The sequence below is a fragment of the Amorphus sp. 3PC139-8 genome (assembly GCF_040750475.1).
In the GTDB taxonomy this organism is placed as follows: domain Bacteria; phylum Pseudomonadota; class Alphaproteobacteria; order Rhizobiales; family Amorphaceae; genus Amorphus.
In genome coordinates this window covers 1-13,032 of the sequence record NZ_JABJVY010000016.1, presented here as the reverse complement: position 1 = coordinate 13,032, position 13,032 = coordinate 1, and the positions used below count along the sequence as shown (strand labels likewise).

The following is a 13,032-nucleotide window of genomic DNA, read 5'->3' as shown; positions in this document are numbered from 1 at the left end:
GCCGCCGCGGCCTCCGCGGCGGCTTTTTCGTGCCTCGTATCACCGGACTTAAAGCGCCGAAAATCGGCGTCTTCCGCTTATCACGGCATCACGGAGCGGGTCTAAGTTATTGTTTCGACGCCTTTCCGAACGGCCAACCGGTTCTCACTTCGCCTGGAAACGCTCTACCCTCAAACTCCGCCCATTCCCGCTTGCTCGGGAATGGGCGGAGGATGGACGAGCCTGAAGCGACCTCGCCGCATTTCTCAGTCAGCGGCCAATCGATGCGCTTGCGAAGCGAGCTGGCGTGAGCGAAGCAACCAAGCCGAGACCGGCAGCACCTACTCGATCTTCACTCCGTTGAGCGGCGACGGCTGAAGCTGCTGCTGCATGTTTTCGATCTGTTGGCGCTGCTGCATGCCTTGCGTGTTGGCTCGGTTGTTCAGGTCGCTCTGGGTTTGGCGCAGGCTCTGGTTCAACTGGTCGCTGGAGCGCTGCAGCCCTTGCTGAGAGCGATATTGTTGAGTCTGCATGCGCTGCTGCTCGTAGCCCTGCGCGGTAACCTCAGCACTCCCCGACGCGACCGCAACGGCCATCACCGCCGCAAGAACCAGCCCTTTTACACTTCTCTCCAGCCGTTTCATCACGATCCACTCCTTTCCCGGAGCCATTCCCACCGAGGGAGAGCCGGCCCGCTTCTCACTGCAGCGCGGAGCGGCTCGAACCTGTCATCTTGGCGCGTTTCCGAACGGCGAACCAGTTCCCACTCCGCCTGGAAACGCTGTCTAGCCTCTTGGCGCGTTTCCGGACGCCGAACCGGTTCCCACTTCGCCTGGAAACGCTGTCTAGCCTCGCCAGCGGTCGCTTTCCCACAACGCCCGAAGGCCTTCCCTATAGGTAGGATAGAGGAGATGAATACCAAGCTCGTCGTGCAGGCGGCGGTTGGACACCTGCTTGACCTCGCCATAGAAGGTGCGCGCCATCGGCGTCAGATCCGCCTCCTCGAACGGCACGGCCGGCGGCGGCTCCACCCCCATCAGTTCGGCGGCGAACTCGATCACCTCCTGAGGTGGCGACGGCTTGTTGTCGACCACGTTGTAAATGCGGGCTGCCGGCCGCTCCATGGCGCGCTCGACGGTCTGGGCGATGTCGTCCACATGAATGCGGTTGAACACCTGTCCCGGCTTGATGATCCGCCGGGCCTTGCCGTCGGCGAGCTGCTTGAGCTGATTGCGGCCCGGCCCGTAGATGCCACCCAGTCGGAGCAAGCTCACCGGCACGCCGGTGCGGTGGCCGCAGGCCGTCCACGCCGTCTCCGCCGCCAACCGCCACATGGAGCGCTCCGACGCCGGCCGGCACACCGACCGTTCGTCCACGACGGCGCCGTCATGGTCGCCATACACCCCCACGCTGGAGAGATAGCCGATCCATTTCAGCCCGTCGGCATGCACGATGTCGCGCTCGTGATGCCACAGGAAGGCGTCACCTTCCGACGTCGGCGCCGCCGACACGACGATATGGGTGGCGGTGCGGATCGCGTCCGAGAGCGCGGCGGACGGCTGTTTGCCATCGAACACGATGGTGCGGATACCACGCCGATGCAGCGTATCGGCCTTTTCCGGCGAGCGCGTCGTGCCGGTGACGTCGACCTTGCGGGTATCAAGCAGCTCCACCAGCGCGCGTGCGCTATAGCCAAGCCCGAGACAGACGAGGCGCATCTCCGGTGCGGCGCGGGTCACGGCGGGGTCGATCTCGGTCTCAGAGCTCGTGGTCAAAACGGACGGCCTCCCATTCTTGGCACGGGATCGGGTTGGTTTCTGCGGATGCATGAAGGGCCCATAATGCGGCAACTTGGCCGCGAGGCAAAAGCCTCGATATCGCCCAAGCCGCCGTTGCCCGCACAATCGCGTCGTCATCGGCAAGCAGAGGCTCGGCCGCACGCGCTAGTGCGGCGTCGCCTGAGTTGCCGATGGCGACCAATACGTTGCGAACGAAGCGGTTGCGGCCGATCCGCTTGATCGGCGAGCCGGAAAAGCGCGCCCGGAAGGCGGCGTCGTCGAGACGCACCAGCTCGGCCAGCGGCGGCTCCACCAGATCCGGCCGGGCAACCAGCTTCATTTCCGCCGTGGCCGCCGCGAACTTGTTCCAGGGACATACGGCCAGGCAATCGTCGCAGCCATAGATTCGATTGCCCATCAACGGACGGAGATCGCGGGGGATCGGTCCGGCATGTTCGATCGTCAGATAGGAAATGCAGCGGCGCGCATCGAGCTGATAGGGCGCGGGGAAAGCGTCGGTCGGGCAGATGTCGAGACAGCGCCGGCAGGAGCCGCAGTGATCGATCTCCGCGTCATCCGGGGGGAGCGCCACGGTGGTGAAGATCGCACCCAGAAACAGCCAGGACCCCAGCTCCCGGGAGACCAGATTGGTGTGCTTGCCCTGCCAGCCGAGCCCGGCTGCCGCCGCAAGCGGCTTTTCCATCACCGGGGCGGTATCCACGAACACCTTCACGTCGCCGCCCGCACGGGCGACAATCTGTCCGGCGAGCGTCTTCAGCCGGCCCTTGATGACGTCATGATAGTCGCGATGGCGCGCATAAACGGAGATCGCCGCCCGGTCGCGCTTGGCCAAAACGGCGAGCGGGTCTTCCTCGGGTCCATAGTTGAGCCCGAGCATGATCACCGTGCGGGCCTCGGGCCACAGCGCTTTCGGATCGCGCCGGCGGTCGGCCTTGTCTTCCAGCCAGCCCATATCGCCGTGGCGACCAAGCGCCAGGAAGGTGTCGAGGCGTTCGGCCACCTCCGGGGCCAGCACATCGGCGGACGCGATACCAACCGCATCGAACCCTTGGGCCCGCGCCTTCTCGCGAACGAGATCCGCTAGATCGCCGTCGTCGCGCTCGGGGCGGGGGTCGGACATGTCTGCCGCAAGTGTGGTCATCAGGTTCGGCGGTTGCGCGCCGCCCCGTTGTTCGTGGCCCAAAGGTGAGGATTGCGCCACAACCGCGCAAGGTGCGCTTCGGCAGAGATCCGGCAAGCCGGTTTCCCAGCCTCCTGAAATCGCTTTAGAAATCCAGGTTGGCGTAGTGGGTGGCGGCACGTACGCCGCGAACGCTTTCCGCCAACAGCGGCCGGAACGAAGGCCGCGACTTCATGCGAGCATACCAGGCCCGGGCCGCGCCGTCTTCGTGCCAGGGCACCTCGCCCAGATAGTCGACGGCGGAGAGCGCCGTGGCAGCGGCCAGGTCGGCGAACGAGATCTGATCGCCGGCGATCCAGTCGCGCTCGGACACGAGATAGCCGAGATAGCGCAGATGATGGCGCATGTTGGCGCGCGCCGTCCTGAGCGAGGCCGAATCGGGCGCACCGCCCCCTGCTCCGGCCGGCATCTCCAGCTTGAAGATGCGCTCCGACACGAACGGCCCGGACACCTCGTCGCGGAATTTCAACAAGAACCATTCGCACAGCCGGCGCACTTCGGCCCTGGCGTTGGGATTGTCCGGCATCATGCGATGCTTGCCGGCGGCATAGCCGCGGGTGTCCTCCAGATATTCCATGATCACCGTCGCGCCGCACAAGGCCGGTCCGTCGTTCTCGATCGCCACCGGCACCTCGCCCGCCGGGTTAAGGCGCAGGAAGGCTTCCCGTCCCGCCCACGTCTGCTCGACCACGAGCTCGAAACGAGCCTCATACTCGGCAAGCGCGACGCGGACGAAGCGTGAAGTCGGGCAAAAAGGGTGGTGATAAAGGGTGAACATGTCTCGTCGCGATTGGGGGGAAGACAGCGAACCTATCGATCCGGGCTAACGCGTTAACGCGCCGTTAGCGACGCGGCGCGAGACCAAGAAGAAGGAATTGAGTTGCATCGAACCCACACTTGGGTGGCGATGATGAGGCAGCCCGGATGGGCTACCGAAGATCCTGGCGCACCGTTATAGAGGACCGGCCCGAGCTCGCTCCTGGCCCCGTCTCGGTCTCCATCGCCCCACCCGCCAGTCCGGAGCCCCCATGGAGGCAGATACCATCATCAACGCCGTGATCCTCGGCTTCGTCGAGGGCCTCACGGAGTTCATTCCGGTCTCGTCGACCGGACATCTCTTGCTGCTCGGCCATTTTCTGGGCTTCGAGAGCAAGGGCAAGACCTTCGAGGTTCTGATCCAGCTCGGTGCCATCCTCGCGATCCTCTCGGTCTATTTCGGCCGGCTGTGGCACATGGTGATCGCGTTTCCAACCGATCCGAACGCCCGTCGGTTCCTGATCGGCATCGTGGTGGCGTTCCTGCCCGCCGCCTTCGCCGGCGTTCTCCTGCACGACTTCATCAAGACCGTGCTGTTCGAATCACCCACGCTGATCTGCGTGACGCTGATCGTCGGCGGGGTGATCCTGCTCGTGCTGGACCGGATGCCGCTGCGGCCGCGCTACACCAACGCCTACACCTATCCGGTGTGGCTGGCGCTTGCGATCGGCTGCTTCCAGTGCTTGGCGCTGGTGCCGGGCGTCTCGCGCTCAGGCGCCACCATCGGCGGCGCGCTGGTACTCGGCACCGACAAACGTTCGGCCGCCGAGTTTTCCTTCTTCCTGGCTCTGCCGACCATGGCCGGCGCCTTCACCTACGATCTCTATAAGAATCGCGACCTGATCTCGATGGACCAGGCCGTGGTGATCGCGGTCGGCTTCGTCACCGCGCTGATCGCCGCAATCATTGTGGTGCGCACGCTTTTGACGTTCGTGACCCGCCACGGCTTCGCGCCGTTCGCCTATTGGCGCATCGTGGTGGGCACGGTGGGGCTGATTGCACTGTTTCTGACCGCACCGGCGCCCAGCACGGCCGACACCGGGCCAGCCACCGAGACGCCCTCCCCGCAGGCGACCACCCAGCAAGCGGCAGCCCCCTCGCTGCCCGCACCCCCGCGCGAAGGCCCGGAGTTGGTGCCGGCCCCTGAGAGCGGAAGCGACGGAACCATGAACGCAATCGTTCCGACGCCGAGCCAGGCCGGACAGGCCCCGGAGGCCGTCAGCGGCACGCCACGCTTCGACGAACAGGCGTTCGAGCAGCGTTTTCGCGAACCGCCCCAGGTGGAGCTGACCCGCCCGCCGGAAACGGCCGAACCCAGCGCGACCGCGAACGCCACCCAATCCTTCTATCCGCCGCTGCCGCCCAGGAAGCCTTAGAAATCTGCGCGAGCGAGCTCACGCTCGCGGCTCTGCAGGAGCGGCCTCCGGCCGGCGCGCGGTCGCGCGCTGGCTCCGCAAATCCCGCACGGGAAACCGGTTCAACGCCATCGGCTAAGCGTCACGCGGCCTGATCCCATTCCGGCTTCGGCAGTCCGGCTTCGGCCAGCGCCGCGCGCTGACGCTCCGCGATGCCGGCCTCGTCGACGCCTTCGATCGCGTCCTGGAACAGGCGGCAGAAGTTCAGCTCCGCATCGAGGTGCAGAAACACGGCGCCGAGCCCGATGGCCGCGCGATCCATGAACACGAACTCTCGCGGGATCGTCACCGGCCCCTTTTCCTTCAATGCCTGATGCACGGAAAAGGCTTCGCGCCGGCCATATTCGCCCGGCCGGGTGCCGTCGGCGATGGTGCGAACCCGATCATCCAGAAGCGGGCCGTAGATGAAACGCGCCCAGATGTTGAGGACGTCGATCAGATCGTTGGAAAGTCCCTTGAAGCCCCAGCGCTCGTAGGCGGCCACGATGCGGTCGCGGTCATCGGTCGCAAGCCCGTGATAGAGTTCCAGCACCCCTGAGATGAAGGCCGGCGGGAAGATCCGTACACAGCCGTAGTCGAGCAGGTTGATGCCGGCGGGGCAGCCCTCCTCTTCATAGACGGTGTAGTTGCCGAGGTGGGGATCGCCGTGGATCACGCCAACGCGGGCGAACGGCCGCCACCAGGCGCGAAACAGCGTTTCGGCCAGCCGGTTGCGGTCCTCCAGCGAATGCTCCTTGAACTCCAGGAGCCGGCGACCGTCGAGCCAGGTCAGCGTCAGCAAACGGCGCGTGGAGAGATCGGCATGAACATCCGGCACGACGATGCCGGGCTCGTCCGATAGCACCGATTGATAGAGCCGGGCGTGGCGAGCTTCCCGGGTATAGTCGAGTTCCTCGCGCAGCCGTTCGCCGATCTCGAACGCGATCTGGGTGGTATCAAGCGCAGGCCGCATCCGGCGATGCAGGGAAAAGATCCAAGAAAGCTGCTTGAGGTCGGCTTCGACGGCGGAATCCATGTCGGGATATTGCAGCTTGCAGGCAAGCCGGGTGCCGTCGTGGGCGAACGCGCGGTGCACCTGGCCGAGAGAGGCGGCCGCCGCCGGCTCGTGCTCGAAAGAGGCGAACCGCTTCTGCCAGCCGGGTCCGAGCTCCGCCGCCATACGCCGTTTCACGAACGCCCATCCCATCGGCGGGGCGTCCGACTGCAGGGTGGAGAGTTCTGCGGCATATTCCGGCGGCAGCGCGTCGGGAATGGTCGACAGGAGCTGGGCCACCTTCATCAGCGGCCCTTTGAGATTGCCAAGTGCGGCGGCCAGCTCGCCGGCATGCTCGCCGCGCTCCAGATCCATGCCCAAGAAGCGCGCCCCGATCATCTTGGCGGCGACGCCCGACATGCCGGTGCCGACCCGCGCGTAGCGCGCGGCCCGGCTGGAGAAGCGATTGCGCTCGCTGTCGCGTCGCCCGTCGTCGGCTGACATTGGCTATCGTCCTTACCAAAGATGCGCGCCGGCTGGCAGTGTCCTCGCCGGCCGATTCTTCAAGAAAAGCGACCGTTAGCGCCGCATCAGCATGATCCCGCCGAGCAATACGGCGACGACCGCCAAAAAGATCAAAAGCACGACCATGGCGGCCGCGCCGATGATCGCACCCAGCGTCTTCCAGAAGCCGACGGTCGCGATCAGAATGATCAGGATCAGGAAGAAAAGCAGCGGCATCTCAAGGTCTCCTCTTCAGCCCCGTCTCGCCAGCCCCGGAGGATTTCCCGGTGACGCCGCCGATCGGTCAGGTCCGGTCCGTTTCCAGTTCGTCGATCATGCGCTCGATCACGCCGAGCCCCTTGTGCCAGAAGGACGGGTCGCGCGCATCAAGCCCGAACGGCGCCAGAAGTTCCGAGTGATGCTTCGTGCCGCCGGCGCGCAGCATGTCGAAATAGCGCTCCTGGAAGCCCTCCTCGGCCTTTTCGTAGACCGCATAGAGCGAGTTCACCAGACAGTCGCCGAAGGCATAGGCATAGACATAGAACGGCGAATGAATGAAGTGCGGGATATAGGACCAGTAGGTCTCATAGCCTTCCGACAGGCGGATTGCCGGCCCCAGGCTCTCGCGCTGCACTTCCAGCCAGATTTCGCCAATCCGCTCGGCGGTCAATTCGCCTTCCCGGCGCTCCAGATGGATGCGCCGCTCGAACGTATAGAAGGCGATCTGGCGCACGACCGTGTTCAGCATGTCCTCGACCTTGGCAGCGAGCATGGTGCGCCGCTTGTCCTTGGTCTCGGCGGAGGCGAGCAGGCTCTGGAAGGTCAGCATCTCGCCGAACACGCTCGCCGTTTCCGCAAGCGTCAGCGGGGTCGGCGCCATCAGCGCCCCGTTCGGCGCCGCCAGAAGCTGGTGCACGCCATGCCCGAGCTCATGGGCGAGCGTCATGACGTCCCGGGTCCGGCCTTGATAGTTCAAAAGCACATAAGGGTGCACGCTCGGCACCGTGGGGTGCGCAAACGCCCCCGGCGCCTTGCCCGGCCGCGGCGGCGCATCGATCCAGCCGTTCTCGAAGAAGCGCTCGGCGAGCGCCGCCATGTCCGGCGAGAAGCGGCCATAGGCCGACAGCACCTGCTCGCGCGCCTCGTTCCAGGGGATGATGCGGTCGTCGGCGTCGGGAAGCGGCGCGTTGCGGTCCCAGAAGTCCAGCTTGTCCTTGCCCAGCCAGCCGGCCTTCATCGCATAGTAGCGGTGCGACAGCCGGGGATAGGCCTCATGTACGGCCGCGACCAGGGCGTCGACCACCTCGCGCTCGACCCGGTTGGCGAGGTGGCGGGAATCGGCCACGTCCTCGAAACCGCGCCAGCGGTCGGAGATTTCTTTGTCCTTGGCGAGCGTGTTGGTGATCAGCGTGAAGGTGCGGATGTTGTCCTGGAACACACCGGACAGCGCCTCGGCGGCCGCCTTGCGCACCGCGCCGGAGGTGTCCTGCAGCTTGTTGAGCGCCTGCTCCAGGGTCAGCGTCTCGCCATCGACCTCGACCGACAGGCCCGCCATGGTCTCGTCGAACAGCCGATTGAAGGCGCCGCGCGACGTGACCGACTTTTCGTGGAACAGCCGTTCAAGCTTGTCGTCGAGCTGGTAGGGCCGCTCCTTGCGGACGTCCTCGATCCAAGGCCGGTAGTGCGCCAGCGCAGGGTCGGCCAGCGCGGCGTCCAGAACCGCCTCGTCGATCAGGTTCAGCTCGAGCGTGAAGAACAGCAGATGGGTGGTGGCCGCCGTCAGCTTGTCCTGAACGTCGCCATAGAACTTCGCCCGCTTGGCGTCGGTGGTGTCGCCGGCATAGACGAGACCGGCATAGGAGAAAAGACGCCCGAGACGCTCGTCGATCGCCTCGTAAGCGGCGATCACGGAGGCAAGCGCCGCGCCACCATTGGGCCCTGCCGCAAGCTCGGCGAGCTTGCCCTTGTAGGCCTCCTCGAAGGCGGCGCAATCGGACGCGACCGAGGCCAGGTCGTCGGTCACCTCCGGCGCGTCGATCGCCGGATAAAGGTCGGCGAGGTTCCATTCCGGCAGCCGCCCGGTGTCGCCGGCGGCGAGTGCGGCATCGGAGGCGGCGAGCGAACGGGGATGGACCAACGTCATCTTGCAATCTTCCTCATGCGATGGGTGGTGAATCCGGTAGCACGATCGCGCGTCCAACGTCCCGTCCGAAACGGACCGGTTCCTTCCCGACTCTGTGACGAAAGCAGCCGCATGCTCACGAAGAACTGACCGATAACCCCCGGCACCACAAAATGCAGTGGTTGCTAGTTGTTCACTCCTTAGGCCCTATTCAATGTTTGATTTGAGTGGGATCGTGGAAAAGTCGGCGCCGATTTTCCATCCGCCTGCCGCTCAAGCCTATGTGAATCGATCACGTTTCGGGAAGACGCGCCCTTGAGGCCCAACCTCGTCGTGATCCAGACGATCCTGAGGAGGAGCGTGTCCATGCGCATCGGGATTTGGGCCGGCATCCTGGCCGCTTTGCTGCTCGTACCGAGCGCCGCCAGCGCGCTTCCGACCGGCCCGGCCGAGCTGCCGACGGCGAGCGAGACCCGCGAACCGGAAGCCGTCGACCTGGTCCCGCGCTCCTCCGACCAGAGCGCGATCGAAGCCTTGCTGACGGAACCGACAGCGGCGGCGGACAGCGACCTGCGCTATCGCGATGCGATTCTCGCCTTCTACGAAGACCGCGACTTCCGGCCGGTCTGGATCGTGGACGGGGCGCTTACCCCGGCGGCCGAAAGCGTCATCGCCCGTCTCAGCAAGGCCGACACCGACGGTCTCGACCCGAAGGCCTACGAGGTCGACCGGGCGATGCTGGACACCGGGCCGCATCCCGATGCCCCCGATCTGGCGACCACCGAGCTCTCGCTCTCCGATGCGGTGATCGCCTTCGCCCACGATGCCCAATCCGGGCGAATCGATCCCCGCCGGATCTCGTCCATCATCACGCTGACACCGCCCGTGCCGGATCCGCTGGTGTCGCTGAAGCGGGTCGCCTCGTCGTCGAACCCGGTGGACGCCCTCGATGCCTTCAACCCTCCCCATCCGCAATTTCGCGCGCTCAAGGCCGCGCTTGCCGCCGAGCGCGCCTCCGAGATCGAACGACCGGAACCGGTTCCGAGCGGCCGCAATCTTCGCCTCGGCGACAGCGATCCGCGGGTCGGCCTGCTGCGCCAGCGTCTGGGCGCGACGCTCCACCGCGGCAGCGACGTTTCCGTCTATGACGAAGGCGTGGTCGAGGCGGTCAAAGCCTTTCAGAGCGAGCACGGCCTGAGGCCGGACGGGATTGTCGGACCGAACACCCTCGCCGTCATGAATCGCGGCCTAGAGCGCGACCGGGAGGCCGATATCCTGGTCAACATGGAACGCTGGCGCTGGATGCCGCGCGATCTCGGCGCGACCTACGTGTTCGTCAACATTCCCGAATTCAAAGTCCGCATCCAGCGCGAAGGGGCGCTGGCCTACGAGGGCCGGGTGGTGGTCGGCAAATCGTCCAACCCGACGCCGACCTTCTCCGACGAGATCGAGCACCTGGTGGTGAACCCCTACTGGAACGTGCCCTATTCGATTGCGTCGAAGGAGATGCTGTCCTCCATCCAGAAGAATCCGGAGGGCTATTTCGCCTCGCGCGGGTACGAGGTCGTCTCCAACGGCCGGGTCGTCAGCCCCTCGTCGATCTCCTGGTCGCCGGCGGCCCTGCGCCACGTGCGCATTCGCCAGAAGCCCGGCCGCGGCAACGCCCTTGGAAACATCAAGTTCATGTTCCCCAACGAGCACGCGGTCTACCTGCACGACACGCCGAGCCGGAACCTGTTCTCCAAACCGGTACGCGCGTTCAGCCACGGCTGCGTGCGCGTCGACCAGCCGCTCGATTTCGCCGACGCGCTGCTGGCCGAAGAGCCGCACTGGAACGCCAGCCAGATCAAGAAGCTGATCGGCGGCGGCGAACGCTACATCACGCTCGATCGGCACATTCCCGTCCATCTCGCCTACTTCACGCTGTGGGCCGAAGACGATGGCACGCTCGACGCGTTCGGCGACGTTTACGGCTACGACCGGCGAGTGGAAAAGGCGCTCTCGAACTAGCGATTGCAGAGCCCCGGCACGCGCGCGGCGCAATTGTCGCGCAAGCCTTTGGCGCATGCGCCATAAAACGGCCCCTATCGCGGGAAATAGCGCATCATCAGCAGGGCGCTGCGGCCGAAGCGACCATGCGGGAAGAGTGCCGACCCTCGCCTTTTCATTAAGGGCTCGTTACGGTAAATCCTCCTTAACCCGTTCCGACCTATCTCCCAGGTTCGGGGTTGAAGCTGTGGCCTGCGAGCTAAGGACTGCATCTTGCAGCAGCAATCAAACGGGATCTCTTCTCACCTGCGCTTGACGCACCGCTTGCGGACCATGGCCGCGGCTTTCGCCGTCGCGCTTGGCCTCATGGCCGGCGGCGCCCCCGCGCAAGCTTTCAACGAGCGCACGCTCGACCTTTTCTTCACCCACACCGGTGAAAGCCTCAAGATCACCTACAAGCGCAACGGTCGCTACATCCCGTCCGCGCTGAAGGACCTGAACCGCTTCCTGCGCGATTGGCGGCGCAACGAATCGATCGACATGGATCCGGAGCTGTTCGACCTGCTCTGGGAGATCCAGCAGGGCGTCGGCAAGAAACGCCAGATCCACGTCGTGTCCGGCTACCGCTCGCCGGCGACCAACAACATGCTGCGCCAACGCTCGCGCGGGGTCGCCAAGTTCAGCCAACACATGCGCGGCAAAGCCTGCGACTTCTTCATTCCCGGCGTGTCGACCTCCGATATCCGCAAGGCCGCGTTCAAGATGCAGATCGGCGGCGTCGGCTACTACCCGACGTCGCGCACGCCGTTCGTCCATCTCGACACCGGCAGCGTGCGCTCCTGGCCGCGCATGACCCGCGGCCAGCTTCTCGCCCTGTTCCCCGACGGCAAGACCGTTCACCTGCCCAGCGACGGCAAGCCGCTGAAAGGCTACGAGGTCGCCAAGGCCGAACTCGCCGCGCGCGATCGCCGCTCCAGCACTCAGGTCGCCTCGGCGCGGACCGGGGGCGGTCTCGGCAGCCTGTTCGGCGGTGGCGGCGGCGCGGCCGGCGGCGACCGCAGCCGCGAAACCCGCGTGAAGCCCGAACCCGGCTCCGGCTCCAACATCATCGCCGCGCTGCTGAAGCGCGATGACGACGATGTGGAGGACACCGTGGAGCGTCAGGTCTCGGCAGAAGAGCGCGGCGCGCCGAGCCGGCCGTCCTCCTCGTCGCTGCCGGGCGTCAATCTGACCGCGCCCACCGCCGACACGCCGCCGGCCATCGCAACCCGCGCAGCCCCCACGCCGACCCCGACGCCCGCTCCGGCAACAACGACCGCCACCGCGTCCGTCACGGCGCCTGCCGCTGCGCCGCCGGTCCCGACTATCCGTCCGGAGTTTGCAAGCCCGGCCGCGCCCGCCGTGCCGCTGCCCTCTCCGGAGAGCGAGCCGACCGCAACTCCGACGCCGGAACAGGTGCTGGTCGCCTCCTTGCCGCGCCCGCGCCCGTCCGTCGGACCGACCACGGCAGCCGCCGTGGCCTCGTCTGAGGTTGCCGGCGGCACCTCCGCGGAAGCCGAGGCAGCCGTCGCCTCTCTCAGGGCGAGCCTCGACGCGCGGTCGGGAACCGAAAGCGAACTGCCGGTGTTCGGCTACGCCGATGGCGGAACGCCGGACGCTTCCGCCGACAACGTGTTGAGCGCGACGGCCGCGATCGTCGGCCCCGACACGGCGCGCGCGAAGTCCGTGCCGACGTCGTTGACGGCCGGACTGGCCGATGGCGACGGCTCGGGCGAGCTCGATCCGACGGCCACCTTCTTCGGCCCGCCTGACCGGTCCGACTCCCGTCTGCTGATTGCGGAGTCCAGCATGCGGACCATGGATTTCGCCTGGCTCTCCCATCCGCGCCAGGGCGAATTGGAGATCGTGACGGTTCATCACGCCCGCATGGGCGGAACCGGCCGCCTCGCCGACGAAGTTTCCGGCTGGCGCACCGACCGGTTCGAGGGCATCCCCCACCTCTACATCACGCAGGCGATGGCTACCGTCCAATAGAGCCTTTTCCGCTCGGATGTTTCCATCCGAGCGGCAAGAGCGGCCACCCGGTTTCCACTCGGTCTGGAAGCGGTCTAGGTCATGAACTCCTAAATCCGCACGGACCGTACGGACTTAGAGCGTGTCATTTTGTGACGGAAGCGTATCCTGCGTTTTGGAAGTAGTTGGCGCATTCGTCGGATGGGATGGTCTGGACGAGATGCCCGACGTGACGCCATGTG

The 13,032-nt window shown here is 65.8% G+C and carries 9 protein-coding genes and 1 pseudogene; 3 read left to right on the top strand and 7 right to left on the bottom strand.

Features of this window, described 5'->3' with window-relative positions:
- Positions 1-320: 320 nt before the first annotated feature.
- From HNS03_RS15290 to HNS03_RS15275, 4 genes are all read right to left on the bottom strand, one after another.
- On the bottom strand, positions 321-623 hold the full coding sequence (locus HNS03_RS15290) for a hypothetical protein (protein WP_367196435.1): 303 nt from the start codon (positions 621-623) through the stop codon (positions 321-323).
- Between the two features lie 201 nt (positions 624-824).
- The gene (locus HNS03_RS15285) at positions 825-1,754 is read right to left on the bottom strand and encodes an SDR family oxidoreductase (RefSeq protein ID WP_367196433.1); all 930 of its coding nucleotides are present in this window, start codon (positions 1,752-1,754) and stop codon (positions 825-827) included.
- Entirely contained in the window at positions 1,738-2,898 is a 1,161-nt protein-coding gene (gene queG / locus HNS03_RS15280) for a tRNA epoxyqueuosine(34) reductase QueG (protein ID WP_367196598.1), read from the bottom strand. Before queG ends, HNS03_RS15285 begins: the two co-directional genes overlap by 17 nt.
- A gap of 145 nt (positions 2,899-3,043) precedes the next feature.
- Positions 3,044-3,736: a glutathione S-transferase family protein gene (locus HNS03_RS15275; RefSeq protein WP_367196431.1), complete on the bottom strand. Its 693-nt coding sequence runs from the start codon at positions 3,734-3,736 to the stop codon at positions 3,044-3,046.
- A 250-nt stretch (positions 3,737-3,986) separates the two neighbouring features.
- Between HNS03_RS15275 and HNS03_RS15270 the strand changes: the two are divergent.
- Positions 3,987-4,784: pseudogene (locus HNS03_RS15270) on the top strand (undecaprenyl-diphosphate phosphatase); the annotation flags it as partial.
- A gap of 487 nt (positions 4,785-5,271) precedes the next feature.
- Here the strand turns inward: HNS03_RS15270 and HNS03_RS15265 are convergent.
- From HNS03_RS15265 to HNS03_RS15255, 3 genes are all read right to left on the bottom strand, one after another.
- On the bottom strand, positions 5,272-6,666 hold the full coding sequence (locus HNS03_RS15265) for an ABC1 kinase family protein (protein WP_367196429.1): 1,395 nt from the start codon (positions 6,664-6,666) through the stop codon (positions 5,272-5,274).
- Positions 6,667-6,741: 75 nt separating this feature from the next.
- Positions 6,742-6,903, bottom strand: coding sequence for a hypothetical protein (locus HNS03_RS15260; RefSeq protein WP_367196427.1), 162 nt, complete (start codon positions 6,901-6,903; stop codon positions 6,742-6,744).
- A 67-nt stretch (positions 6,904-6,970) separates the two neighbouring features.
- Positions 6,971-8,809 (bottom strand): M3 family oligoendopeptidase, encoded by a 1,839-nt coding sequence (locus HNS03_RS15255; RefSeq protein ID WP_367196425.1) that lies wholly within the window; start codon positions 8,807-8,809, stop codon positions 6,971-6,973.
- A 345-nt stretch (positions 8,810-9,154) separates the two neighbouring features.
- Between HNS03_RS15255 and HNS03_RS15250 the strand changes: the two genes are divergently transcribed.
- Together HNS03_RS15250 and HNS03_RS15245 are read left to right on the top strand one after the other, a co-directional pair.
- Positions 9,155-10,798 carry a murein L,D-transpeptidase gene (locus tag HNS03_RS15250; protein ID WP_367196423.1) on the top strand — a complete coding sequence of 548 codons (1,644 nt, stop codon included), beginning with the start codon at positions 9,155-9,157 and terminating at the stop codon, positions 10,796-10,798.
- A gap of 312 nt (positions 10,799-11,110) precedes the next feature.
- A complete protein-coding gene (locus tag HNS03_RS15245; RefSeq protein ID WP_367196421.1) occupies positions 11,111-12,811 on the top strand; it encodes a DUF882 domain-containing protein in 1,701 nt (566 codons plus the stop codon).
- Positions 12,812-13,032: the final 221 nt, after the last annotated feature.

Bases quoted from the DNA above. Each gene is read 5' to 3' on its own strand.
- HNS03_RS15290 (WP_367196435.1), bottom strand. From the start codon at position 623: ATGAAACGGCTGGAGAGAAGTGTAAAAGGGCTGGTTCTTGCGGCGGTG.
- queG (WP_367196598.1), bottom strand. From the start codon at position 2,898: ATGTCCGACCCCCGCCCCGAGCGCGACGACGGCGATCTAGCGGATCTC.
- HNS03_RS15275 (WP_367196431.1), bottom strand. From the start codon at position 3,736: ATGTTCACCCTTTATCACCACCCTTTTTGCCCGACTTCACGCTTCGTC.
- HNS03_RS15265 (WP_367196429.1), bottom strand. From the start codon at position 6,666: ATGTCAGCCGACGACGGGCGACGCGACAGCGAGCGCAATCGCTTCTCC.
- HNS03_RS15260 (WP_367196427.1), bottom strand. From the start codon at position 6,903: ATGCCGCTGCTTTTCTTCCTGATCCTGATCATTCTGATCGCGACCGTC.
- HNS03_RS15255 (WP_367196425.1), bottom strand. From the start codon at position 8,809: ATGACGTTGGTCCATCCCCGTTCGCTCGCCGCCTCCGATGCCGCACTC.
- HNS03_RS15250 (WP_367196423.1), top strand. From the start codon at position 9,155: ATGCGCATCGGGATTTGGGCCGGCATCCTGGCCGCTTTGCTGCTCGTA.
- HNS03_RS15245 (WP_367196421.1), top strand. From the start codon at position 11,111: ATGGCCGCGGCTTTCGCCGTCGCGCTTGGCCTCATGGCCGGCGGCGCC.